Consider the following 23,817-nt stretch of genomic DNA (forward strand, 5'->3'; position numbering starts at 1 on the left):
ATGCCGCATCACATCCTCGTCGCCGACGATGATCCGCATATCCGCGAGGTGATCTGCTTTGCGCTGGAAAAGGCCGGCATGAAGACGCAAGCGGTGGCCGATGGTGCCGCCGCTCTGCAAGCGATCGGACGGCGCACACCTGACCTGGTCGTACTCGACATCGGCATGCCGGAGATGGACGGGCTGGAAGTCTGCCGGCGGCTGCGGCACACATCCGATGTGCCGGTGCTGTTCCTGTCCGCGCGAGATGAAGAAATCGATCGGGTGCTGGGTTTGGAAATGGGCGGCGACGACTATGTGACAAAACCGTTCAGCCCGCGTGAGCTGGTCGCCCGCGTCAACGTCATCCTGCGGCGCGCCCGCCCAGCGCCGCCCGAACCGGCCGACGACAGGCAGTTCGCGCAGGAAAAGCTCGCCTTGGCGCCGGCCAGCCATAGCGCCAGTTTCGACGGCAAGCCGCTTGCCCTCACGGGCATAGAATTCTCGATCCTGAAGGGGTTTTTGGCGCGGCCGACGCATGTGCTCGACCGTGATGCGGTGATGGCCAATGCCTATGCCGCCAACATCCATGTCGCCGACCGCACCGTCGACAGCCATATCCGCAACATCCGCGCCAAGCTGGCGGCGGCGGGCTGCCTGGATGCCATCGAGACCGTGCATGGCGTCGGCTTCCGGCTCGGCCGATGCGGCTGACGGCCTCTCGCAAATGGATCGGCCGCAAATGGCGGCCACGCCTTGCCACGGTTGTCGTCGCCATCCTGATCCTGGTGATGGCCTTGCCGCTGGTCGGCCTGTTCTTCTTCCGGCTCTACGAGAACCAGCTGATCCGCCAGACCGAGGCCGAGCTGATCGCGCAAGGCGCTGCCATCGCCGCCATCTATGCGCAGGATGTGCGCGACGCCGGCATCCCGCCGGAAAAGCTCGGCGCGCCGATACCGCCGGCAAACGGGGATGCGAGCCGGAGCGTCGATCCGGACCCTTTGTACCGGCCGATCGAACCGCGTCTCGATCTCGCTTCCGATTATGTGCTGCCGACGCGGCCGGCGGCGATGCCTGCCACCATCGATCCCGCCTTCGCGGCGATCGGCGCGCGCCTGTCGGGCATTCTCGATGCCACGCAGAAAACCACGCTGGCCGGCTTCCGGCTGCTCGACCCCACGGGTGTCGTCATTGCCGGGCGCAACGAGGTCGGGCTGTCGCTTGGCGGGGTCGAAGAGGTGCGCGCCGCCCTTGCCGGCCGCTATGCCAGCGCGCTCAGGCTGCGCATCCCCGACCAGCCGACGCCACCGCTCTATTCGGTCAGCCGCGGCACCAAGGTGCGTGTCTTCGTCGCTTTGCCGGTGGCCGTCGACGGCAAGGTCGCCGGCGTGGTCTATGTGTCGCGGACGCCCAACAACATCGTCAAGCATCTCTATGGCGAGCGCGGCAAGGTGACCCTGGCGGCAATCGCCATCCTCGGCGGCACGCTGCTCATCGGCCTGGTCTTCCTGCGCACCGTCAGCCGGCCGATCTATGCGCTGATCGACCGCACAGAGCGTATCGCCGCCGGCGACCGCGCGGCGATTAGGCCGCTCGACCACCACGGCACCTACGAGATGGCGGAGCTTTCCGCCGCCTTCCTCGACATGGCCGAGAAGCTGCAGGCGCGCTCGGACAGCATCCAGACCTTTGCCACCCATGTCTCGCACGAGCTCAAATCGCCGCTGACGGCGATCCAGGGTGCGGCCGAGCTGCTGCGCGATTCCGGTTCGGCGATGGACGATGCCGAGCGGCGGCGCTTCTCCAACAATATCGTCACCGATGCGGGACGGCTCAATCTGCTGGTTCGCCGGCTGCTCGACCTGGCGCGTGCCGAGAATCTCGCTCCGAGCGGCGAGAGCACCTCGATCGGCGCAGCGCTGGCGTTGCTTCCCGTCGACAACAGGCTGGCGGTACGCGTCGAGGCGGGCGGCGAGATCGGTTTGCGCATATCGGCCGAAAACGCGGCAATCGTGCTCGTCAATCTCATCGACAATTCGGCCAGGCACGGCGCGACGCAGGTTTCGGTCTCAGCGGCGAGCACCGGCGGCAAGGCGACCATCCTGGTCGGCGACGACGGCGCCGGCATTTCGCCCAGCAACCGGGCGCGCATCTTCGAGCCGTTCTTCACCACGCGGCGCGATTCCGGCGGCACCGGCATGGGACTCGGCATCGTGCTGGCCCTCCTGAAAGCGCATGATGGTATGATCCGGCTGGTTGACTCCGAACGCGGCACGCGCTTCGAGATCATTCTGCCGGTTGTATGAATTGGAGCATGATCTTATCCGAAAACCGGTACCCACTTTTCGGGATCATGCTCTAGGCTAGGAGAGGCAAAAAGCGTGCGCTACGACATCGTCATCATCGGCGGGGCCATCGTCGGGTCCTCGATCGCCTATTATCTGCGCGAGGAGGGGTTTTCGGGCTCGATCGCGTTGATCGAGCGCGATCCGCAATTTGCGCATGCGGCAACGACATTGTCCTGCGCCTCCATCCGACAGCAGTTTTCCATCCCCGAAAACATCCGCCTGTCGCAGTTCACGCTAAAGCTGTTCCGGCGGTTGAAGGAAGAGTTCGGCACTGATGCCGATATCGGCTTTCGCGAAGGCGGCTATCTCATCCTCGCCGGCGAGAACGGCTTGCCGATCCTGAAAGCCAATCACGACGCGCAGTTGGCCGAGGGCGCCGACATCGTGCTCGAGGATGCGGATCAGCTGGTGCGCCGCTTTCCGTGGCTGTCGGCCGAGGGCATCACCGCCGGCGCCTACGGCCGCACAGGCGAGGGCTGGTTCGACGCCCATGCGATGCTGATGCTGTTCCGCAAGGCCCTGCGGGGCAAGAAGATCGATTTCATCACCGCTGACGTCACCGGCATCGAGCGGCAGGGCGACCGTGTCACCGGCGTCAGCCTCGACAATGGCGAGACGCTCGAAGCCGGCACCGTCATCAACGCCGCCGGGCCGAATGCCGGTAAGGTGGCTGATATGGCCGGACTGGCGCTGCCGGTCGAGCCGCGCAAGCGCAACGTCTTCGTTTTCGAGGCGCGCGAGAAATATGCCGACATGCCGCTGCTAGTCGATCCCTCGGGCATTTATGTGCGGCCGGAAGGCTCGGTCTACATCACCGGCGGCGCCGAGCCGGAAGAGGGCGACGGTCCTGCCGATCCCGCCGATTTCGAGCCGGACTGGCCGCTGTTCGAAGAGGTCATCTGGCCGGTGCTGGCGACCCGCATTCCGGCCTTCGAGGCGATCAAGCCGACCCGTGCCTGGGCCGGGCACTACGACTACAACACGCTCGACCAGAACGCGGTGATCGGCCCGCATCCTGAGGTCGGCAATTTCCTGTTCGCCAACGGATTCTCCGGCCACGGCCTGCAGCAGGCGCCGGCGGTCGGCAAGGCGCTGGCCGAGCTGATCGTACATGGCGGCTACCGCACGGTGAACTGCTCGGCGTTCGGGTATGGCCGGGTTGCCGAGGGAAGGGCGTTCCGGGAATTGAATGTGATTTGACGACGGCGCTGCAGAATAAGCCGTTCCGTCGAGTTCCCGCCCACCCCCCTCTGTTCCGCCGACATCAAAAGGGTCTGCATCGCCGCCAGTCGTCTAAGCTGCCGCCGGCCTTCCAGCGTCGACATAAGCCTGCAGCCAGCTCAGCGCCCGGCCCCAGCCCTCGGCATGTTCAGCCGCCGCGTCGCTCAAGCCGGCAAAACCGCCATGGCAGATGATGATGCGCGTGCCGGTGGCGATCGGCTGCAGCAGCCAGGCGACCGTCGTTTGCCGCCGGCCAAGCGTCGGATGATCCCACGCATAGGCCCGCGTCTGCACGATCCGGCGCGGCGCCTCGATGTCGAGGAATTCGCCGCTGGCCGGCAGGTCCTTGCCGTCAGCCGTTCGGACGGTGACCTTCCAGCGGCCGCCGACGCGAAGATCGGCTGACCAATCGACCATCCGGTAGGTGTCGGTGGACCCCCACCAGCGCTCGACCTCGTCTGTGACCAGTGCGCGGAAGACACGCTCGGCGGGCGCACCGACGTCGGCGCTTGCCATGACGGTCTCGCCGTTCGTCATGCTGTGCACGACAGGGACATGCATCATAGGTGCCTCCAACAAGATCGTTTCGCTATCGAAACGAGGGCATCAACCCTTCGACGCCGGGCGCGACAGACCCTTGCCGGTTTCGAGCAGGCTCTTCAGGCTTGACAGGATCAGCGGCCAGCCGTTGGAGACATGCTCCAGCAATTTGTGCGGACCGTCCGCCCCGTGGGTGACGGCAAGCTTCATCATGTCGCCTTCCTGCTCGATGACGAAGGTGCAGCGCGTGTAGCCGTCGGCCTTCACCTCCGGCATGAACTCGTTGCGCCATTTGATGACGATCCGCCTGGGCGGATCGATCTCAAGGATCTCGCCACTGTCGGTGACGCGGCCATCGGCATAGACCATCTTCCACGTCGAACCTTGCTTCCAGTCGCTCTGCATCTGGGCGCCGAGGAAATACTGCTGGTGGAACTCCGGCTCGGTCAGCGCTTCCCAGAGTTTTTCGGGCGTGGTGCGGATGTAGGTCACGTAAACGAAGGCGTTGCTCATCAGTCTTCCCTTTCGAGGCGTTTCTTCAAATCGCCAAGCGCGTTCAGCCGCCCGCGCTCGAATTTGCCGATCCAGCGGTCGGCGATCTCGTTGATGGGAACGGGGTTGAGGTAGTGCTCCTTCTCGCGCCCCTTGCGGATGGTGGTGACGAGGTTGGCTTCCTTCAGGATCGCCAGGTGCTTGGTCACCGCCTGGCGTGTCATGTCCATCTCCGCGCACAGCGCGTTCAGCGTCTGCCCGTTCCGGATATGGAGGCTGTCCAGCAATTGCCGGCGGGTCGGGTCGGCCAGGGCGCGAAAGACGGCATCCATACTCATGGCTTAATATGCAACCATTTGGTTGCATGTCAAGCGGCAAGGCTTTCACGCCGAGAAGGCGACCACGTCAGTACTTGCGGGAGAACCAGAAGGCGTCGGGCATGCGCATCATGCCGATCCGTTCGTAGAAGCCGACGGCGTCGGGCATGGAGATCAGGCTGATGGCGACGGATGGCCCGAGCTGCCGTCGCGCCTCGTCCATCAGGCCCTTGCCGATGCCGAGCCCCTGCGCCGATTGGGAAACGGCGAGTTCGGAGATGTAGCAGACCCAGGAGAAGTCGGTGAGGGCGCGGGCAACGCCGATCAGCGGCTTGCCCTCGACATCGAGACGCGCCGTCAGCACCAGATTGGCGCCCGCAAGCATCGCCTGCAGGCGGGCGCCGTCATCGACGGGGCGTGTCTCGCCGAGGCCGGATTCCACCAGCACACGGCGGAATTCGGCGATGTCGAGCGCGGGCTCGCGGGCATAGAGGACGTGGAAGTTTTGCGCCATGATCGCCAGACTGCACCATCGGGCGGCGAATTCGAAGCCGTTTTACGCAGCTGGCCATCCTGCACAAACAGTTGCCTTTTATTTGCCCGCGGCTTTGTGTAAACCGTGCCTCAGCAATTCCCCCGAAACAAGAACACGGGCAAAAGCCATGGAAAAATTCACCAAGCTCACCGGCGTCGCCGCACCGATGCCGATCGTCAATGTCGACACCGACATGATCATCCCCAAGGATTATCTCAAGACGATCAAGCGCACCGGGCTCGGCACCGGCCTGTTCGCCGAAATGCGCTACAATGACGACGGTTTGGAAAATCCGGATTTCGTGCTCAACAAGCCGGCCTACCGCAAGGCGCAGATCCTGGTCGCCGGCGACAATTTCGGCTGCGGTTCGAGCCGCGAGCACGCGCCGTGGGCGCTGCTCGACTTCGGCATTCGCTGCGTCATCTCGACCTCGTTCGCCGACATCTTTTACAACAACTGCTTCAAGAACGGCGTGCTTCCGATCACCGTCAGCCCCGAAGACCTCGAAAAGCTGATGGACGACGCCTCGCGCGGCTCCAACGCCACTCTGTCGATCGACCTCGAGGCCAAGGAAATCCGCGGCCCCGATGGCGGCGTGGTCGCGTTCGACCTCGACGACTTCAAGCGACACTGCATGCTCAATGGTCTCGACGATATCGGCCTGACCATGGAGAAGGCCGGCGCCATCGATTCGTTCGAGAAGAGAAACGCCGAGCAGCGCCCCTGGGCCTGAACGCAGCGCCGACGGTGGGTCTTCGCTTCGGGTAGAACGAGGACTTGTCATGACACGCTTGCTTGTTGCCGTCGCCTGCGGGCTGGTGTTGATCTTGCTTCCGGCGACGAGCCTGTTTGCCCAGGCGCCTGTCATCGACCAGCAGGCGCCGATCCCGTTCGAGGGTGGTCAATTTACCATCACCCAGCAGGAGGCGGACGGCGAAAAGGTGCTCGCCTATGACGGCCAGAGGCTGGCGAGCAATTATGACGTCTTCTTCGACAGGATCATCGACATCGCCGGCGCTGAGGTGGCGCTGGTCGATGTCGGCGACGGCAACATCGACCATCTCTGCAGTCCCCCGGTGATGATCGTGTGGAAGCCGAAAGGCGGCACGATCCAGGGCATCACGGTCGAGCAGGACGGATGCGGCGCGCCGGCGTCGGTGACCGACGATGTCATCTATTTCGTCCCCTATCTGCTGCCGGGCGCCTCGAAGCGGGCGATGCAATGGTCGCCGACCGACGGTCTGACGATTGCGGGCAATCTCACCTACATGCCGGATCCAGGCACGGACTGGAAAGATGTCGACGTGTCGAAATACGAGGACATGATCGACGCCTTCCACAACGAGGCCGTCTACAGGGACGCCGCGGCCTTGCTTGGCAAGGACATGACCGTTCTTGCAGCCAGCTTTCTGGCCGCCGGCGGCACGAAAACAACCGCGTCCGGCATCGTCTATTTCGACGGCTGCGCGCCGCACAATTGCGGCGGCAATCACGGTTTCATGGCGGTCGATCAGACCAACCGCAAGCTCTATTTCGCCCACAGCGGCGACAAGCCCAGGATGGATGTATGGCCGCCAGACCTGGCCGGCCGAGGTCAAGGCGACGCTGGACGAGGCGATGGGGTCGCCGAACTAGGGGCGGTGTAAAGGCCGTTCTGTTCTGTCGCGATCCTTCGCGCCCCCCTCTGTCCTACCGGACATCTCCCCCTCAAGGGGGGAGATCGGCTGTCACATCAACCTTCGCCAATCTCCACCGTCGCAGGATTGAGCAAGGCGCTGAAGCTGCGATCTCCCCCCCTTGAGGGGGAGATGGTCGGCAGGCCAGAAGGGGGCACTGTCCCGCCGGCGCAAAACGTTCTGCCACCTCTTCGCGCGCAGTGGTGCGGACTCTGGCGTTTCATGTCCGGCTGGCTATGATCTGACGAAACGGAGGATCACCATGACACGTTCGCTTCTTGCCGGCGCTTGCGGGCTGGCCCTTTTGCTGCTGCCTGTGACGAGCGCTTATGCCCAGACGCAAACGCCGGCCGCGCAGCTGGCGCCATCGGCCGAGAAACCCGCCACCGATCAGGGGACGGGCGCCGCCGATGCTTCCGACGACGACAAGCAGGCGCCCGTGCCATTCGAAGGCGGCCAGCTGACCATCACCCAGCCGGAACAGGACGGTGAGAAAGTGCTTGCCTATGATGGCCAGCAACTGGCGACCAACTACGACGTCTTCTTCGACAGAATAGTCGAGGTCGGCGGCGTCAAGGTGGCGCTGTTCGATGTTGGCGATGGCGGCAATCAATGCGGCCCGGCCACGGTGATCATCTGGAAGCCGGAAGGCGGCACCATCCAGAGCACGACGGTCGAACAGGACGACTGCGGCGCACCGCCCTCGGCGGTGTCCGACAACGCCATCTATTTCGTGCCCTATCTGTTGCCGGGGGATGAGAAGCCGGCTTTGCAATGGTCGCCGACCGACGGGCTGACGATTTCAGGAAATTTGACCTACATGCCGGAACCCGGCACGGATTGGAAAGACATCAATCCGGAAAAGTACCAGAACATCATCGACGCCTTCCACAACGAGGCTGTCTACAAGGAAGCGCAAAAGCTGCTCGGCAAGGACATGCCCGACATGGCGACCAGCCTGCTGGTCGGCGGCGGCACGGAAAAGACCGCCTCGGGCGCCTTCTACGCCAGCGGCTGCGTGCCGCATGACTGCGGCGGCAATGATGGCTTCATGGCGGTCGACCCGGCCCAGCACAAGCTCTATTTCGCCCGCCGCGGCGACAATGGCCAGCCGAACGCCTGGCCGGCGGTGGCGACATGGCCGGCCGATGTGAAGGAGGCGCTCGACAAGGCGCTGGGGTCGGCGAATTAGGATATATTGATATTCAGGTGATGCCGGCCTGCAAACGGCGGGCTCCTGCGCTTCCGGTGCTCACGTACCCAAAAGTACGCTCCGCTCCGGTTCTCGGAGCCCACCATTTTCGGCTCGGCCTGACCTGAATCTCAACATATCCATCATCGTCGCGACAACAGCCAATCCCGTCTGGCCTATGGCAGGCGCGACCTGTCCCTTGCTAGATGGCGGCGGCAACTGCGAGGACAACCATGCGAAAACTGATCTCCACCGGCTCGCCGTTCGAAAAGACCGCCGGCTATTCGCGTGCGGTGGTGCAGGGCGACTGGTGTTTCGTGTCCGGAACGACCGGCTATGACTATGCGACGATGACGATGCCGGACACGGTCGAGGCGCAGACGCGCAACTGCCTGGCGACGATTTCCAAGGCGTTGCAGGATGGCGGCTTCGAGACGGCCGACGTGGTGCGGGCGCATTACTACATCACCGATGCCGCCTTCGTGGATATCGTCTTCCCGATCCTCGGCGAGACGTTCGGCGATATCAGGCCGGCGGCGACGATGATCGTCTGCCAGCTCAACAAGCCGGAAATGAAGATCGAGATCGAAGTGACGGCGCTGCGGCGCACGGCATGAAGGCGGCAGACGATGAAAGTCCGGCGGATCGTTGCCAACATCGAGACATCAGACATCGCGGCGGCGAAGCGCTTCTACCAGGACGTGCTCGGCCTCGACGTGCTGATGGACCATGGCTGGATCGCGACCTTGGGCTCGCAAGAAAAAATGGACGTCCAGATCAGCTTTGCCGCCGAGGGCGGCTCCGGCTCGCCGGTGCCGGATCTGTCGATCGAGGTCGACGATGTCGATGCGGCGCTCGACGCCATGGAGGCGGCCGGCTTTGCCATCGAATACGGCCCAGCCGACGAGCCCTGGGGCGTGCGGCGCTTTTATGTGCGCGATTCGTTCGGCAGGCTGGTCAACATTCTCTCGCATCGGTGAACGGTGGTTCTGAACCGCAGGCTTGCGCGCCGGGCGCTTGGCGTTTAGCAAGGCCGCGGTTCAAATTCTTTCCAGGACGGTTTTCCCATGGCAACGAAGCATCTTTTCCTGCTCGCCGGCGACGGCATCGGTCCGGAGGCGATGGCCGAGGTCAAGAAGCTTATATCAGCCATGAACGACAAGCTCGGCAGCGGCTTCGTAACCGAGGACGGTCTGGTCGGCGGCTGCGCCTACGATGCGCATGGCGCGGCGATTTCCGATGCCGACATGGCAAAGGCGATGGCTGCCGACGCGGTGCTGTTCGGCGCCGTCGGCGGGCCGAAATGGGATGCCGTGCCTTACGAGGCGCGCCCGGAAGCCGGCCTGCTGCGCCTGCGTAAGGACATGGAGCTGTTCGCCAATCTGCGCCCCGCCATCTGCTATCCGGCACTCGCCGCATCCTCCTCGCTCAAGCAGGAGGTGGTCGAGGGCCTCGACATCTTGATCGTGCGCGAGTTGACCGGCGGCGTCTATTTCGGCGAACCGAAGCAGATCATCGATCTCGGCAATGGCCAGAAGCGCGGCATCGACACCCAGGTCTACGACACGTTCGAGATCGAGCGCATTTCGGGCGTCGCCTTCGAACTGGCGCGCACGCGCAAGAACCATGTCACCTCGATGGAAAAGCGCAACGTCATGAAATCGGGCGTGCTGTGGAACGAGGTCGTCACCCAGACCCACAAGGCACGCTATGCCGACGTCAAGCTCGACCACATGCTGGCCGATGCGGGCGGCATGCAGCTGGTGCGCTGGCCAAAGCAGTTTGACGTCATCGTCACCGACAATCTTTTCGGCGACATGCTGTCCGACATCGCGGCTATGCTGACCGGCTCGATCGGCATGCTGCCGTCGGCCTCGCTCGGTGCGCCGGATGTGAAGACCAAGAAGCGCAAGGCGCTATACGAGCCGGTGCACGGCTCGGCGCCGGACATTGCCGGCAAGGGCATCGCCAACCCCATCGCCATGATCGCCTCCTTCGCCATGTGCCTGCGCTATTCCTTCGGCATGGTCGAGGAAGCCGACCGTGTGGAAGCCGCGATCGCCGCCGTGCTCGACCAAGGCCTGCGGACAAAGGACATCCTGTCCGAGGGCATGACCGAGGTCGGCACCGTTCAGATGGGCGACGCGATCATCGCCAAATTCCTCGGCTGATACCGTGCCGGTCGACGTCCGCTGGGCGACGACCGGGGATGCGATGGCGCTCGCCGATATGCTGTGCGAGATGGCTGTTCACTACCGGCAGCCGCCTCTTGCTGCCGACCGCGCCTTGTCGGCGGCACGAAAATGGCTCGGCGAGGAAAGTCCGGCCTATCCGCATTTCGCGCTGGCCTTCGTCGCGGGCGAGGTCAGCGGCCTGGCGTCGGTGGCGATCGCGCATCCCGGCATCGATCTCGAGCGGTTGCTGTTCCTCAAGGACCTGTTCGTGCGCGACAAGGTTCGCAACGCCGGCGTCGGCCGGGCGCTGATTGGCTTTCTCGCAGACCATTGCCGGCGCCATGGCATCGGCCGTATCGACCTGACCACCGAGGACTGGAACGAGGGCGCGCTGCGGTTCTACGACCGGCTCGGCGCCGAGCGCCACGGCCAAAAGGTCTTTCTCAGGCTTTCGGGAGAGGCGCTGAAGGCGGTCAAATCCTGACGCCCGCCGGTACCGGTCCCCACTTGTTTTCCCTGGCCTGCGTCGGAATCAGCGCGCAGACCAGGATGATCAGGCTGCCGATCGTGGGGATGAGGATCACCAGGCAGAGCCAGCCCGTCACGCCAATATCGTGCAGCCGGCGCACGATCATGCCGAGGCTGGGCAGGAACGTCGCCAAAATGAAGGTGCCGCAAAGCCCAACCGTTACCGCTGCCGACACATCGCTGTCGAAATCGCCCATATCCATATCGGTGAACAGGCCGATGCCGCCAATGATCAGCAGGCAAACCGTCCAGAACAGGCAGTAGCCCCAATATTCCTTGCGCCGGGCGCGGCCGGCGAAGTTGAAGTAGTTCCGCGTCACGCCGCGCCAGAAATAGCCCCACAAATCGGTGGGTTCGGCCGGTTCGGCGGAGCGGCCGAAATTCTGTGCCTGGGGTGCACCGGCGGCAGCTTTATTGCCGGCTTGAGCCGGTGTGGCGCTCGTGCTGGCGTCGGCGGCGGGGGCTGCGGTCTGGACGGCGATCGAAAAGACGTCTCGCGCCTGGCCGCCGCCCGGCTGGAACTCGACGGCCGTGCCGTTGGGCATCGCGGTTTGCCGGCGCAGGTTCTCGCGGGTGAAGGTGTAGCGATTGCCGTCGGCTCCGGTGATGAAGCCGAAGCCCTGCTCCTCGTCATAGTGAAGCACTTCGCCGCGCATATCCTGCCCCCGCTTGCCACGTCCCCGCCAAGGTGTGGCACAGGGCCGAGCCCATGGGCAAGACCATGCCCATGGCTACCGTCTTCGCCGCGAATGAAGCATAAGACGGAAATTGCAGTCGTCTTCACCAAACGCGGACAATGTCAGCCAAGAGTGCCGATGCCAAAATTGTGAATCGACCCGGTAGGGTGCGGACAGTCCGTTGGAGGCAAAATGAAGAGAAAACGGCTCGCTTTGTACACGTTCGGTATCTTCCGCGCGCCAGCCAATGACGCGGTGAACCAGGGCTTTCATGACCGCAACGATCGCAATTTTCTGGTTGCCGAAACCAGCGAAGGGTTCATCGCCAGGTCGGGCTATGCGGAAGAACCTGGTCCCGAAAGCTGGGGCGAGCAGGTTTTTCCGCGCTTCTACAGTGAACGAGGGGACGGTTGGTCGCCATCGACGTTGTCGCTGTGGAAAGACCTGACATCGCCAATGGCATTCTCTTACGCGGGAATTCATATGGAGGCGATGAGGCACGGACGAGAATGGTTTCTCAAACCCGCCTGGCCACCCTATGTGCTTTGGTGGGTCGAGTGGGATCATGCGCCTACCTGGACGGAGGCCGTGGCCCGACATGAATTTCTTCATGACCACAAGGCCAGCCCTTTCGCCTTCGATTTCAAGACATGTTTCGACGAAGATGGCCGCCCAACGACAATCGATAGGCAGGCGGTCAAGCGAAACATACGTCTGAATGAAGAGCGGCAGCAATTGATCTGACCAGGCGCGCGGACGGCAATCCGCCCGTCCCGGCCATTTGGCGCAGCCCAGCTGATTTCGACCCTAGGCTGGCCGCTTCTTCGCCTTCTTGTGCTTCGGCGCGCCGGTGTTTTCGAACTTCGGCTTGCCCGGCTTCTTGGCCCATGGCTTTGCCTCGAATGCGGCGGCGGGGCGCTGGTCGGCCGATGCCGGTGCCCGCTTCTCGAATTTGCGCTTCGGCGCGTTGGGGTCGAAAGGCGCCTTGCCGCGATGTGGTTTCTTGTCCGGGCTTGGCGGCTGATAGCCGGCCCGCGACAGGTCGGGCGTGCCGTCGAGCCGCTTCACCACGATGTTGTTCTGCAATTTGCGGTCGGGACCGATCGCCGCCAGGAAGCGGTCGGCCCAATCCGCCGCGATCTGCACGAAGGTCTCTTCGGGCTGCATCTTGATGGCGCCGATCTCGCGCTTGCTGATGCTACCGGCACGGCACAGCATCGGAATCAGCCAGCGCGGCTCGGCATTCTGCCGGCGTCCGATCGACAGCGAGAACCAGACGCTGGCGCCGAAATCCTCGCGGCGGCTGGGCGCCTCGTCCCGGCGTGCGAAGTTTTCGCCCGCCTGTTTTTCACGCGATGGCGTGAACGGTGCGATCTCCATGAGATCCTCGGGCGCCGAGCGGCTGGAACGGCACAGGCGCACGAAGGCGGCGGCCACCTGTTCGGCGCCATGCTTGTCGAGAAGCTCGCCGATGAAGCCGCGTTCCTCATCCTTCACAGGCTCGCTGAAGGCGGGGTCGGCAAGGATGCGCTCGTCGTCGCGGCGCAGCACGTCGTCGGCCGAAGGCGGGCTGGCCCATGTCGCCTTGAGCCCGGCGTTCTGCAACAGCCGTTCGGTGCGCTTGCGGGCGCTGTTGGGCACGATCAGCGCGCTGACGCCCTTGCGCCCGGCGCGCCCGGTGCGGCCGCTGCGGTGCAGCAGCGTCTCCGGGTTGGTCGGCAGGTCGGCGTGGATCACCAGTTCGAGATTGGGCAGGTCGATGCCGCGCGCCGCGACGTCGGTGGCTATGCAGACTTTTGCGCGGCCGTCGCGCATCGCCTGCAGCGCATGGCTGCGCTCGTTCTGGCTGAGCTCTCCCGACAGCGCGACGACGGAAAAGTTGCGGTTGTTGAAGCGCGCGGTCAGATGGTTGACGGCGGCGCGCGTGTTGCAGAACACCAGCGCGTTCTTCGCCTCATAAAAACGCAGCACGTTGATGATGGCGTTCTCGCGGTCGGCCTGGGCAACGCTCAGCGCCCGGTATTCGATGTCGAGATGCTGCTTTTCCTCGCCGGCGGCCGAAATGCGCACGGCGTTGCGCTGGTAGCCCTGGGCGAGCGTTGCGATCGAGCGCGGCACGGTGGCCGAGAACATCAGCGTGCGGCGCTCGGCCGGGGCGGCGTCGAGGATGAATTCGAGGTCCTCGCGAAAGCCGAGATCGAGCATCTCGTCGGCTTCGTCGAGCACCACGGCCTTGAGCGCCGACATGTCGAGCGAGTGCCGCGTGATGTGGTCGCGCAGGCGGCCTGGCGTGCCGACGACGATGTGGGCGCCACGCTCCAGCGCGCGCCGTTCGGTGCGCATGTCCATGCCGCCGACGCAGGACGCCACCGTGGCGCCGGTCAGCTCGTAGAGCCATTCCAGCTCGCGTGTCACCTGCAGCGCCAGTTCGCGCGTCGGCGCCACCGCCAGCGCCAGCGGCGCCGCGGCGTGGGCAAAGCGCTCCGCGCCGCCCAGAAGGGTCGGCGCCAAGGCGAGGCCGAAGGCCACCGTCTTGCCGGAGCCGGTCTGCGCCGACACCAGCGCATCGGCCTCACCGAGTTCGGGAGCCAGAACCGCCTTTTGCACCGGCGTCAGTTCGGAATAGCCGCGTTTTTCCAGCGCGCTGGCAAGCGCTGGAACAATAGCTTCGAAGTTGGACATCTTACTCTTTCGGAATTCAGGGCCTGCCCATCGGGCAACAATGCCGGGGCTGGCGTCGCGCCTGCCAATGATCTCTGGCCGTTCGTACTTCGCGCGGCCGCTATTGTACAGGGCAAGCAGCTCTCGGAGGCCAGCCAATCGCCGGCGCTGCGGGTTGGGCAAGCGGAAAACTCAAACTTCGAGCGATTGGCCCACGCCGGTCGGCGATTGACTCCTAGCGCAAACCGCGTAAAAGCCGGCACCGAACAGGACAGTTTTCGATGCGCGGCCTTTTGATGGCGGTTCTTGCATTCGATTTCCCTGGCCACAATGCAAATCATTGGGCCGGGCGCGTCGGCGCGTCTCCTCGTTCCACCAAAACCATGGCCAAAACCACCACCAAAACGGTGTGATTCCCTTGGCCTAACCACCCTCTCCCGGGTCCGGCCCGGGGGACGGAACCCGCTTCGGCCGGCGGGTTTTCTCCAAAAACCAAGCGGAGAGGGACAGGAGATCTTTATGAGTTTCAAGGTTGCGATCGTCGGCGCCACGGGCAATGTGGGCCGGGAAATGCTCAACATACTGGAAGAGCGCGGCTTTCCAGTGAGCGAAGTTGTGGCGCTGGCCTCGCGGCGCAGCCAGGGCACCGAAGTGTCGTTCGGCGACCGCACGCTGAAGGTCAGGACGCTTGACCAGTATGATTTTTCCGACACCGACATCTGCATCATGTCGGCTGGCGGCAACGTCTCCAAGGAATGGTCGCCGAAGATCGGCAAGCAGGGCTGCGTCGTCATCGATAATTCGTCGGCCTTCCGCTACGACCAGGACGTGCCGCTGATCGTGCCGGAAGTGAACCCGGACGCGATCTCGTTGTTCACGCGCAAGAACATCATCGCCAACCCGAACTGCTCGACGGCGCAACTGGTGGTGGCGCTGAAGCCACTGCATGATTTCGCCACCATCAAGCGCGTCGTCGTCGCCACCTACCAGTCGGTTTCGGGTGCCGGCAAGGAAGGCATGGACGAGCTGTTCACGCAGACCCGCGCCGTGTTCGTCGCCGATGGTGTCGAGGTCAAGAAGTTCACCAAGCGCATCGCCTTCAACGTCATTCCGCATATCGACGTCTTCCTCGACGACGGCTCCACCAAGGAAGAGTGGAAGATGGTGGCCGAGACCAAGAAGATGCTCGACCCCAAGATCAAGCTGACGGCGACCTGCGTGCGCGTGCCGGTGTTCATCGGCCATTCGGAAGCGGTCAACATCGAATTCGAAAAGCCGATCACCGCCGACGAGGCGCGCGATATCCTGCGCGAGGCGCCGGGCTGCCAGGTCTTGGACAAGCGCGAGGACGGCGGCTACATCACGCCGCTGGAATCGGCCGGCGAGGACGCCACCTTCATCTCGCGCATCCGCGAGGATTCGACCATCGACAACGGTCTGTCGATGTGGATCGTCTCGGACAATCTGCGCAAGGGCGCGGCACTCAACGCGGTGCAGATCGCCGAGCTGCTGGTCGAGCGCGGCCTGATCCAGCCGAAGAAGAAGGCGGCTTAATCTCGCTCGAGTTAGGTTTCGCTCACGGGCCGTATCGCCGCTGCCGCGGCGGGCCCTCCGCGGGGGCGCCGGAAGGCCGGCGGCCCGCGGTCGCGGGCTTAGGGCGCCCTTTCCTTCTCCCCTTGTTGCGGGAGAAGGAAAGCGCGCACCTGCTCTTCAGATTGAGCTCATCTCATGAACGGTACTCGGCCTGCTGATATTGTGCTGCGTCCGGCCACACGGTCGGATGCTGTCTCGATTGCGAAGGTCCTGCGGGCGGCGCTTGGCTCGTTCGACTGGATGCCGGTCATCCATACGCCGGACGAGGACCTTGCCTTCATCCGCGACATCGTGCTGCCACGGCAGCAGGTGACGGTCACTGAGGCCGGCGAGGACATTGTCGGCCTCATTGCCGTCAGTGGCGAATGGGTGGAGCAGCTCTATCTCGATCCGGCCCGGACGGGACAAGGCATCGGCAGCCGGTTGCTGACGGACGCGACCGCTGCCCTGTCGGTGGTCAAGCTGCATTGCTTCCAAGCCAACACCGGCGCCCGGCGCTTCTATGAGCGGCATGGGTTCATTGCCGAAGGTTTTGGCGACGGCACCAACAACGAGGAGGGCCTGCCTGACATCCTCTATGTCCGCAGGCGCTGATTCAGCCGGCGTTGTCCTTGGCCAACTGGCGCAGCAGTTCCAGCGCCTCCTCCGCCCGCTCGGCGGGTACGAACAGATGGTCGTGGTAGAAAGCCGAGACCGGGTTGACGCCCATGCCGGCAGCAGCCAGCCGCGTGGTGATGGCGGCGAGGAAGCCGACGGCTTCCAGCGACGAATGGATGTTCAGCGTCACCATGCGGCAGCGGAAGGAAGCGGTCAGTCCCGCGGCGCTGGCCGCATCCTCGGTTACGATCAGCGTCACGCCCTCGCGCTCGCGAAAGATCATCACCGGTTCGAGGCTTTCCGGCTGCGCGACGCCAGGCGCCAGCGTGGCGAAGACATAGGTGCCGGCCAACAGTTCCGGCGTCATTGTCGCCAGCAGCTTTTTCAGATCGGTCTCGCCAGTCATTTGTCTTCTCTCGTCCGATGCAGGAACGGGCCGCAGCCCGCGTGCTCCTCAATATCCGCGACAGGCGGGTGCCGATAGCCTGCACGCTGCACGGGCGACATGGCGATGTCGCTGACGGCTGAGCTTGCCGGCTTGTTGCCTCGCACAATAGAGAGGCTGAGGACCAGTGCCGGTCCGTGAAAGGCCCTTGATGATCGTTCGCCCGCGCCCGACGTTCCTGCAGTTGTTCTTTGTCATGCGCGGCTCGGTGGTGCCACGCATCCTGCCGCAGATCCTGGGTTTTGCGCTTTATTCCGCGGTCATCCTTGCCGTGGCGCGCCAGTTCCATCTCGATTTCAGCATCTTCAACATCACGCCTTTCGGACTGGTCGGCGTGACGTTGTCGATCTACCTGTCATTCCGCAACAACGCCGCCTACGACCGCTGGTGGGAGGCGCGCAAACTATGGGGCACGCTGGTTTTCGAAATCCGAAACCTGGCGCGCGCCACCACCAGCCTCATCGCCGATCCGGCCGAACAGCGCGCGCTGCTGATGGAGGCGCTTGCCTTCTGTCATTTCCTGCGCGGCCAGTTGCGCAAGATCGACAGCATGAAAGACGCCCGCGCTTTCATCGAGGCCGAGGCGGATACGGCTGCAAACTTCGCCAACCCGGCGGACGAGATGGTCAGGCGCATGGGCCGGCGCGCCAATGAGCAGCGCCGGGCCGGCGAGGTCGATCCGATCGGCTTTCGCATTCTCGATGAAAGGCTGGCATCGATCACCGCCATCCAGGCCGGCTGCGAGCGGATCGCGGGCACGCCCTTGCCCTTCGCGTACACACTGCTGGTGCATCGCACGGCCTACATCGTCTGCCTGCTGCTGCCCATCGGCCTGATCTCAAGCACGGGCTGGGCAACGCCGCTGTTCACGGCGCTGATCGCCTACACCTTCTTCGGCCTCGACGCGCTTTCGGAAGAGCTCGAGGATCCGTTCGGCACCGAGGCCAACGACCTCGCCCTCGACGGCCTCTGCCGCGTCTGCGAAATCTCGGTGTTCGAGGCGCTGGGCGAGACGCCGCCCAAAATGCTGCCGGCCGAGAAGTTCTATTTCTCGTAGACCTGCAGTGCTGTAGCTGTCGCCGGCGCCAAAAAGAATCCGGACCGTGTCGGATTGCCACCTCATGCCGCGTCCTTGGTTCGACCCCGCGAAAAAGGGCTCGAAACATCAGGAGGAAACACCATGAGCATTTCCGAAACCGCGCCCGCCTCGACGGGCGCCCTGTGGACAGGCCGCACCCTCAGCGGCGTCATTGTGCTGTTCATGATCTTCGACGGCGTCATCAAGTTACCGCCGCTCGACATCGTCACCCAGACGATGGTGCCGCTTGGCTGGTCGGCCGACGCGAATGTCGCGCGCATGCTCGGCGTCATCGGTTTGATCTCGACCGCGCTCTACGCCTTGCCGCGCACCTCTGTGCTCGGCGCCATCCTGCTCACCGCCTATATGGGCGGCGCCATCGCCACCAATGTGCGTGTCGACAATCCGCTGTTTTCGCACACGCTGTTCGGCGTCTATCTCAGCGTCATCCTGTGGGGTGGCCTGTTCCTGCGCGACCCCCGGGTGCGCGCACTGATCCCGTTCAGCCGATAAGCACGAAGGAGAGAAAAATGTTCAGCACCATCCTCATTGTCCTGGTCGTCATCATCGCCGCCGTGCTCATCTATGCCGCGACACGGCCGAACGACTTCGTCACCACCCGCTCGGCCAATATCAACGCCGCGCCGGAAGCGATCTTTCCGCTGATCAACGATTTCAGCCGCTGGCCGACATGGTCGCCTTACGAAAAGCTCGACCCTCAGATGAAGCGCTCGCTCTCCGGCGCGACAAGCGGCAAGGGCGCGGCCTATGCCTGGGAAGGCAATTCCAAGGCCGGCAAGGGACGCATGGAGATCATCAATTCGGTGCCGTCCTCGCTGGTGTCGCTCAAGCTCGATTTCGAAAAGCCGTTCAGGGCCAACAACAGCGTTGACTTCACCCTGACGCCTTCGGGGGAGAGCACCGCCGTCACCTGGGCGATGCGCGGCAGCCGGCCCTTCATCGCCAAGCTGATGGGCCTGTTCATGAACTTCGACACCTTGATCGGCAAGGATTTCGAGGCCGGCCTCGCCAATCTGAAGCGCCTCAGCGAAAAATAGACTCGGGCGGGCGGCATTCAAACAAAAACGGCGGGCACAGGCCCGCCGTTTTCGTGAATGCGATACGGCAATTTATTCGGCGGTGGCGGCTTCCGCCTCGGCCGGTGCGGCAGCGGCAGCGGCGACAGCAGCAGCGGCGTCTTCCTGCGCCTTCTGCAAAAGGGCAGCGCGTTCCTGCGCCTTCTTGCCCGGCTCGGCCTTCTTCGGGTTGGAGCGGGCGTCACGCTTGGCAATGCCGGCCTCGTCGAGGAAGCGCAGCACGCGGTCGGTCGGCTGGGCGCCGTGCGACAGCCAGTGCTTGACGCGGTCGGCGTCGACCTTGACGCGCTCGCCGTCCTTGGGCAGCAGCGGGTTCCACGAGCCGAGCGACTCGATGAAACGGCCGTCGCGCGGCGAACGGGCGTCGGCGACGACGACGTGGTAGTAAGGACGCTTCTTCGAGCCCGCACGGGCCAGTCTGATCTTCAATGGCATTTCTTTTCTCCTAAAAACTCTGATTTCGTTGGTTGGTTTGTGGTTTTTGTTTTTGTGCAGGTCGTTATCCCAAAACCGCTGCGCACTTTTGGGCGACATGCACTGGTTTCTCAGCCGGCTTTCATCACGCCGTTGGAAGCGGCGATCTGTTCGTGGTGGCGGATCACTTCGCGGACGACGAAGTTGAGGAATTTTTCCGCGAAATCCGGGTCGAGATGCGCATCCTTCGCCAACTGGCGAAGGCGGGCGATCTGCTGCTGCTCGCGCGCCGGGTCGGCCGGCGGCAGCCCATGCGTTGCCTTCAGCACGCCAACCGCCTTGGTGCAGCGGAAGCGCTCGGCCAGCATGTGGATGAGTGCTGCGTCGATGTTGTCGATCGAGGCGCGATAATCGGCCAGGATGGTGCGTGCGTCGGCCATGTCCTTTTCTTCGTTCATCGCGTCCTCACTTCTTCTTGCCAAGGCCGGGCAGGCCGCCGCCGCCCATGCCGGGAAGTCCCGGAAGCTTCATGCCGCCGGGCAGACCGGGCAGGCCACCGCCGCCTGGAAGACCGCCGGGCAGGCCCTTCATGCCGCCGAGGCCGGCCGCCTGTGCCTGTTTCTGCAAGGCTTCGAGCTGCTTGGGATCCATCTTCGACAGGTCGGGCATGCCGCCGCCCATGCCGCCCATGCCCGGCATCATGCCGCCAAGGCCCATCTTGGAGGCAAGGCCGCCCATCATGCCGCGCATCAGGCCGCCGCCTTTGCCCTTGCCGCCCATCGCTTTCATCATGTCGGCCATGCCGCGATGCATCTTCAACAGCTTGTTGATCTCGGCCGCGTCGGTGCCGGAACCGGCGGCGATGCGCTTCTTGCGCGAGTGCTTGAGGATATCGGGGTTGGCGCGCTCGGCCTTGGTCATCGACGAGATGATGGCGAGCTGGCGGCCGAACATCTTGTCGTCGAGACCGGCGGCGGCCATCTGGTCCTTCATCTTGCCCATGCCGGGCATCATGCCCATGATGCCGCCCATGCCGCCCATTTTCGACATCTGCTGAAGCTGGCCGGCGAGGTCGTTCAAATCGAACTTGCCCGACTGCATCTTCCTGGCCATCGCCGCCGCTTGCTCGGCGTCGATGTTCTCGGCGGCCTTTTCGACGAGCGAGACAATGTCGCCCATGCCGAGGATACGGTCGGCGATGCGCTTGGGGTGGAATTCCTCCAGCCCGTCCATCTTTTCGCCGGTGCCGATCAGCTTGATCGGCTTGCCGGTGACGGCGCGCATGGAAAGGGCGGCACCGCCACGGCCGTCGCCATCCATGCGGGTCAGCACCAGGCCGGTGATGCCGACGCGCTCGTCGAAGCTTTTGGCCAGGTTGACGGCGTCCTGGCCGGTCAGCGAGTCGGCGACCAGCAGGATTTCGTGCGGGCTCGACACCTTCTTGATGTCGGCCATCTCGACCATCAGCGGCTCGTCGATATGGGTGCGGCCGGCGGTGTCGAGAATGACCACGTCGTGGCCGCCGAGCTTGGCCGCCTGGACGGCGCGGCGGGCGATGTCGACCGGCGACTGGCCGTCGATGATCGGCAGCGTCGCCACCTTGACCTGCTCGCCGAGCTGGCGGAGCTGCTCCTGCGCGGCGGGGCGCCGCGTGTCGAGCGAGGCCATCAGGACCTTCTTGTTCTGACGCTCGGAAAGGCGCTTGGCGATCTTGGCCGAAGTGGTCGTCTTGCCCGAGCCTTGCAGGCCGACCATCATGATGACGACCGGCGCCGGCGCATTGAGGTCGATGGCGACGCCTTCGGCGCCGAGCATGTCGACCAACTCGTCATGGACGATCTTGACGACCATCTGGCCGGGCTTGATCGACTTGACCACGGCGGCGCCGACGGCCTTCTCTCGCACCTTGTCGGTGAAGGAGCGTACCACTTCCAGCGCCACGTCGGCTTCGAGCAGCGCACGGCGCACCTCGCGCAGCGCGGCCGAGACATCAGCCTCCGACAGCGCGCCGCGGCCGGTCAGGCCGTTCAGGATGGAGCCAAGACGCTCCTGAAGCGATTCAAACATTCTGTTTCCTTTTCCCTGGCACCCGGATGGTGCCCGAGAGGTAATGCGTTCGCGCCCAGTGTCCAACCAAAAGCTGGTCCAAGCAAAAGCCAAAACCAAAAAACACCCGGGGGCGCTCAGCGCTGCCGGGTGTTGGCCTCCAGGATCGGTTTACAGCACTTCACCTCAAAGAGGTTTCGGCGTCCTGGTCGGCTTGCTCGGAGGGATACTCGTCGCGGAATTCGGGGCGTGTAGACAGGAAATCGGCCGCAGAGTCAAGGTCCGGGGCCGAATGCGGCAGTTGCGTCAGGTCTGCGCTGCCAGGCGGCCGCTGCAGTCGCGGCGACCGCGGCGACCGCTTGGTGCAAAATCGATATCAGCGCACCACGTACATGACGCGCCGCGTCTGCGGATCGATCAGCGCCGGCTGGCCGTTCACATAGACATAGCGGTAGTTGTAGTCCGGAATTTCGCGCAGCTCGACGGTGTCGGGCAAGGTCGCGCCGGTCACCACCTCGCCGTCGAGATAGACGGGGTCGAGGCGATGCGTGTCGACATAGGTTCTGACTTCGGCCGGAGGTGGGGGGAAGGCGTCATTGAGCGGATCACTGGCGATGATTGCTCCGGTGTAATCGGTCGAGTAGTCATCCGGCGGCGAGACGACAGCAATGCTGGAACCGTGCGGGCGCTGCGTCAGCACCACCCGGCTGCCGCCGAAATCAGCCGTCACATAGTCGGAATAGACCCAGCCCTGGCCGCCGGCCTCGGCGATGGTGCACCATTTGCTGTTTTCGATGCAGCCATTGAGTGTTGCCGACTGGCCGGCGGCGAGCACGCCGATCACAGGATATTGCGGACCGGGGCCGGCGCGCACGTTGAGATCGGTGACGGCGGAGACGGCGGTGTCCGCAAACGCGGCGCCCGACAGGATCGTCAGCATTCCCGCGACTACGGGAAACAATACGGATTTCATGGTTTTCTCTCCGTTTTCATGGTCCCTCACCAGCGAAACGGGGCAGTGGCGCATGCGTTCCCGCTAAAATGCCTGCGCCAACTCACGATTTATTCCCCTCTCCTTTGGCAAACCGGTCAGAAGGTCGTGAACGAAGGCCAATTTCCGCGCCGTGACGTCTGAAATGACGAAGGGGTAGAGGTCGGGCAGGCCCATGCAGCGGTTGATCGAATTGGAGGCTTCAGACAGCACCAGCCAGCGGGCAAGGATCCTTTCGAAAGGCTCAGGTGCTGCGGCAGGCTCGGATGGCGCCGGCTGCAGTCCACCGCCGGTGTCGCCTTGCGGCAACTCGTTGGCTTCCACGGTTTCCAGCCGGCCGAGCGGGAAGTTCAGCGCATGGACCATTTCCAGCGTGTCGGTGATGTGCAGATGGTGGGCCCAGGTTTCCGCCCAGTCCTCCCACGGATGGGAGGTGGCATAGGCCGAGATGTGGCTTTGCTGCCAGTCCGGCGGCGCGCCATTGGCATAATGGGCCTCCAGCGACTGTTCGTAGTCGGCGCGATCGTCGCCGAACAGCGCGCGAAAAGCCTCCAGCCTTTGCGGATCGTCGCGGATCAGGCGGTCCCAGTAGTAATGGCCGAGTTCGTGGCGGAAATGGCCCAGCAGCGTGCGATAATTCTCACCCATCTCGACGCGCCGCTTTTCGCGCTCGGCTGAATCGGCCTCGGCGACGTTGAGCGTGATCAGGCCATTGTCGTGGCCGGTCAGGATGCGCTCGCCGCCGGGACCGCCACCGATCGGATCGGCCAGGAAGTCGAAGGCAAGGCCGACCTCGTCGGCGGGGTTCTGCTTGGGCGCGACCGGCAGCCCGAAGGCGAGCAGCGAATAGATGGCGCGCTTCTTCGCCGCCTCGACGCGGACCCAGCGGCGGCGATTGCCGTCGACTGAGAGATCAGGGATCAACTGGTTCAGCACGCAAGCGCGGCAAAACGCCTGTCCCGGCTCGGCCATCCAGTTGCAGGCGCATTCATCGGCGTTGGTGCACTGGAAGATGCCGCCGACACCCGACAAGGCAAACTGCGCATGCTCGGGATCGTAGAGCACGAGGCTCGAGCAGTTCAGGCACTGGGCGTTCTCGAAATAGAGACGGTGACCGCAATGCGGGCAGTCGAAGAGTTTCATGTCGGTCTCAAACCTTCAGAGCCAGCATATAGGTGCGCGGCGGCAGGTGCCCAACGCCAATCGCCGGCCGGCG

At 64.0% G+C, this 23,817-nt stretch carries 29 protein-coding genes; 17 read left to right on the top strand and 12 right to left on the bottom strand.

Going from position 1 to position 23,817, the window contains the following annotated elements:
* The 3 genes from B5V02_RS10070 to B5V02_RS10080 all read left to right on the top strand — a co-directional run bounded on the left by B5V02_RS10070 (position 1) and on the right by B5V02_RS10080 (position 3,527).
* Positions 1 to 693: a response regulator transcription factor gene (locus B5V02_RS10070; RefSeq protein ID WP_111544072.1), complete on the top strand. Its 693-nt coding sequence runs from the start codon at positions 1 to 3 to the stop codon at positions 691 to 693.
* Positions 684 to 2,285 carry an ATP-binding protein gene (locus B5V02_RS10075; protein ID WP_111544073.1) on the top strand — a complete coding sequence of 534 codons (1,602 nt, stop codon included), beginning with the start codon at positions 684 to 686 and terminating at the stop codon, positions 2,283 to 2,285. Before B5V02_RS10070 ends, B5V02_RS10075 begins: the two co-directional genes overlap by 10 nt.
* Before the next feature lie 75 nt (positions 2,286 to 2,360).
* Positions 2,361 to 3,527: an NAD(P)/FAD-dependent oxidoreductase gene (locus B5V02_RS10080; RefSeq protein ID WP_111544074.1), complete on the top strand. Its 1,167-nt coding sequence runs from the start codon at positions 2,361 to 2,363 to the stop codon at positions 3,525 to 3,527.
* A 93-nt stretch (positions 3,528 to 3,620) separates the two neighbouring features.
* Here the strand turns inward: B5V02_RS10080 and B5V02_RS10085 are convergent, their stop codons facing one another.
* The 4 genes from B5V02_RS10085 to B5V02_RS10100 form a co-directional block, all read right to left on the bottom strand.
* Entirely contained in the window at positions 3,621 to 4,112 is a 492-nt protein-coding gene (locus B5V02_RS10085; protein ID WP_111544075.1) for an SRPBCC family protein, read from the bottom strand.
* 42 nt (positions 4,113 to 4,154) lie between these two features.
* Entirely contained in the window at positions 4,155 to 4,601 is a 447-nt protein-coding gene (locus B5V02_RS10090; RefSeq protein WP_111544076.1) for an SRPBCC family protein, read from the bottom strand.
* Entirely contained in the window at positions 4,601 to 4,912 is a 312-nt protein-coding gene (locus B5V02_RS10095) for an ArsR/SmtB family transcription factor (protein WP_208647066.1), read from the bottom strand. Before B5V02_RS10095 ends, B5V02_RS10090 begins: the two co-directional genes overlap by 1 nt.
* 73 nt (positions 4,913 to 4,985) lie before the next feature.
* On the bottom strand, positions 4,986 to 5,411 hold the full coding sequence (locus B5V02_RS10100; RefSeq protein WP_111544078.1) for a GNAT family N-acetyltransferase: 426 nt from the start codon (positions 5,409 to 5,411) through the stop codon (positions 4,986 to 4,988).
* Positions 5,412 to 5,559: 148 nt separating this feature from the next.
* Between B5V02_RS10100 and leuD the strand changes: the two genes are divergently transcribed.
* From leuD to B5V02_RS10135, 7 genes are all read left to right on the top strand, one after another.
* The gene (gene leuD / locus B5V02_RS10105; RefSeq protein ID WP_111544079.1) at positions 5,560 to 6,165 is read left to right on the top strand and encodes a 3-isopropylmalate dehydratase small subunit; all 606 of its coding nucleotides are present in this window, start codon (positions 5,560 to 5,562) and stop codon (positions 6,163 to 6,165) included.
* A 49-nt stretch (positions 6,166 to 6,214) separates the two neighbouring features.
* Positions 6,215 to 7,078, top strand: coding sequence for a hypothetical protein (locus tag B5V02_RS10110; RefSeq protein ID WP_342633853.1), 864 nt, complete (start codon positions 6,215 to 6,217; stop codon positions 7,076 to 7,078).
* 292 nt (positions 7,079 to 7,370) lie between these two features.
* The gene (locus tag B5V02_RS10115) at positions 7,371 to 8,300 is read left to right on the top strand and encodes a hypothetical protein (protein WP_111544080.1); all 930 of its coding nucleotides are present in this window, start codon (positions 7,371 to 7,373) and stop codon (positions 8,298 to 8,300) included.
* 233 nt (positions 8,301 to 8,533) lie between these two features.
* Entirely contained in the window at positions 8,534 to 8,917 is a 384-nt protein-coding gene (locus tag B5V02_RS10120) for a RidA family protein (RefSeq protein ID WP_111544081.1), read from the top strand.
* 12 nt (positions 8,918 to 8,929) lie between these two features.
* The gene (locus B5V02_RS10125) at positions 8,930 to 9,280 is read left to right on the top strand and encodes a VOC family protein (RefSeq protein WP_111544082.1); all 351 of its coding nucleotides are present in this window, start codon (positions 8,930 to 8,932) and stop codon (positions 9,278 to 9,280) included.
* Between the two features lie 87 nt (positions 9,281 to 9,367).
* Complete coding sequence (gene leuB / locus B5V02_RS10130; RefSeq protein WP_111544083.1) at positions 9,368 to 10,471, top strand: 3-isopropylmalate dehydrogenase; 1,104 nt, start codon at positions 9,368 to 9,370, stop codon at positions 10,469 to 10,471.
* 4 nt (positions 10,472 to 10,475) lie between these two features.
* On the top strand, positions 10,476 to 10,958 hold the full coding sequence (locus B5V02_RS10135) for a GNAT family N-acetyltransferase (RefSeq protein WP_111544084.1): 483 nt from the start codon (positions 10,476 to 10,478) through the stop codon (positions 10,956 to 10,958).
* On the opposite strand, the gene B5V02_RS10140 is transcribed toward B5V02_RS10135, so the two are convergent.
* Positions 10,948 to 11,658, bottom strand: coding sequence for a DUF805 domain-containing protein (locus B5V02_RS10140; protein WP_111544085.1), 711 nt, complete (start codon positions 11,656 to 11,658; stop codon positions 10,948 to 10,950). The genes B5V02_RS10135 and B5V02_RS10140 overlap by 11 nt on opposite strands.
* A gap of 213 nt (positions 11,659 to 11,871) precedes the next feature.
* Between B5V02_RS10140 and B5V02_RS10145 the strand changes: the two genes are divergently transcribed.
* Positions 11,872 to 12,423, top strand: coding sequence for a DUF3291 domain-containing protein (locus B5V02_RS10145; protein WP_111544086.1), 552 nt, complete (start codon positions 11,872 to 11,874; stop codon positions 12,421 to 12,423).
* A gap of 63 nt (positions 12,424 to 12,486) precedes the next feature.
* Here the strand turns inward: B5V02_RS10145 and B5V02_RS10150 are convergent, their stop codons facing one another.
* Positions 12,487 to 14,361, bottom strand: a complete 1,875-nt coding sequence (locus B5V02_RS10150) for a DEAD/DEAH box helicase (RefSeq protein ID WP_111544087.1) — start codon at positions 14,359 to 14,361, stop codon at positions 12,487 to 12,489.
* A gap of 260 nt (positions 14,362 to 14,621) precedes the next feature.
* On the opposite strand from B5V02_RS10150, the gene B5V02_RS42220 reads away from it, so the two are divergent.
* From B5V02_RS42220 to B5V02_RS10160, 3 genes are all read left to right on the top strand, one after another.
* Positions 14,622 to 14,753 (top strand): hypothetical protein, encoded by a 132-nt coding sequence (locus B5V02_RS42220; protein WP_281004926.1) that lies wholly within the window; start codon positions 14,622 to 14,624, stop codon positions 14,751 to 14,753.
* A gap of 106 nt (positions 14,754 to 14,859) precedes the next feature.
* Entirely contained in the window at positions 14,860 to 15,894 is a 1,035-nt protein-coding gene (locus B5V02_RS10155; RefSeq protein WP_111544088.1) for an aspartate-semialdehyde dehydrogenase, read from the top strand.
* 174 nt (positions 15,895 to 16,068) lie between these two features.
* Positions 16,069 to 16,527, top strand: coding sequence for a GNAT family N-acetyltransferase (locus B5V02_RS10160; RefSeq protein WP_111544089.1), 459 nt, complete (start codon positions 16,069 to 16,071; stop codon positions 16,525 to 16,527).
* A 1-nt stretch (position 16,528) separates the two neighbouring features.
* Here the strand turns inward: B5V02_RS10160 and B5V02_RS10165 are convergent, their stop codons facing one another.
* Positions 16,529 to 16,936: an ACT domain-containing protein gene (locus tag B5V02_RS10165; RefSeq protein ID WP_111544090.1), complete on the bottom strand. Its 408-nt coding sequence runs from the start codon at positions 16,934 to 16,936 to the stop codon at positions 16,529 to 16,531.
* 190 nt (positions 16,937 to 17,126) lie between these two features.
* Here B5V02_RS10165 and B5V02_RS10170 point away from each other — a divergent pair, with 190 nt between their 5' ends.
* The 3 genes from B5V02_RS10170 to B5V02_RS10180 all read left to right on the top strand — a co-directional run bounded on the left by B5V02_RS10170 (position 17,127) and on the right by B5V02_RS10180 (position 19,111).
* Positions 17,127 to 18,032 (top strand): bestrophin family protein, encoded by a 906-nt coding sequence (locus tag B5V02_RS10170; protein ID WP_111544164.1) that lies wholly within the window; start codon positions 17,127 to 17,129, stop codon positions 18,030 to 18,032.
* A 123-nt stretch (positions 18,033 to 18,155) separates the two neighbouring features.
* Positions 18,156 to 18,566: a DoxX family protein gene (locus B5V02_RS10175; RefSeq protein WP_111544091.1), complete on the top strand. Its 411-nt coding sequence runs from the start codon at positions 18,156 to 18,158 to the stop codon at positions 18,564 to 18,566.
* Positions 18,567 to 18,583: 17 nt separating this feature from the next.
* Positions 18,584 to 19,111, top strand: a complete 528-nt coding sequence (locus B5V02_RS10180) for an SRPBCC family protein (RefSeq protein WP_111544092.1) — start codon at positions 18,584 to 18,586, stop codon at positions 19,109 to 19,111.
* A 72-nt stretch (positions 19,112 to 19,183) separates the two neighbouring features.
* On the opposite strand, the gene rpsP is transcribed toward B5V02_RS10180, so the two are convergent.
* From rpsP to B5V02_RS10205, 5 genes are all read right to left on the bottom strand, one after another.
* Positions 19,184 to 19,585 carry a 30S ribosomal protein S16 gene (gene rpsP, locus B5V02_RS10185; protein ID WP_111544093.1) on the bottom strand — a complete coding sequence of 134 codons (402 nt, stop codon included), beginning with the start codon at positions 19,583 to 19,585 and terminating at the stop codon, positions 19,184 to 19,186.
* A 110-nt stretch (positions 19,586 to 19,695) separates the two neighbouring features.
* Positions 19,696 to 20,022 (bottom strand): chorismate mutase, encoded by a 327-nt coding sequence (locus tag B5V02_RS10190; RefSeq protein ID WP_111544094.1) that lies wholly within the window; start codon positions 20,020 to 20,022, stop codon positions 19,696 to 19,698.
* Between the two features lie 7 nt (positions 20,023 to 20,029).
* Positions 20,030 to 21,631, bottom strand: coding sequence for a signal recognition particle protein (gene ffh, locus B5V02_RS10195; RefSeq protein WP_111544095.1), 1,602 nt, complete (start codon positions 21,629 to 21,631; stop codon positions 20,030 to 20,032).
* Positions 21,632 to 21,986: 355 nt separating this feature from the next.
* Positions 21,987 to 22,583 carry a DUF1236 domain-containing protein gene (locus tag B5V02_RS10200; protein ID WP_111544165.1) on the bottom strand — a complete coding sequence of 199 codons (597 nt, stop codon included), beginning with the start codon at positions 22,581 to 22,583 and terminating at the stop codon, positions 21,987 to 21,989.
* 63 nt (positions 22,584 to 22,646) lie between these two features.
* Positions 22,647 to 23,744 (bottom strand): zinc-binding metallopeptidase family protein, encoded by a 1,098-nt coding sequence (locus B5V02_RS10205; RefSeq protein WP_111544096.1) that lies wholly within the window; start codon positions 23,742 to 23,744, stop codon positions 22,647 to 22,649.
* Positions 23,745 to 23,817: the final 73 nt, after the last annotated feature.

This window comes from Mesorhizobium kowhaii (assembly GCF_003253745.1).
In the GTDB taxonomy this organism is placed as follows: Bacteria; Pseudomonadota; Alphaproteobacteria; order Rhizobiales; family Rhizobiaceae; genus Mesorhizobium; species Mesorhizobium kowhaii.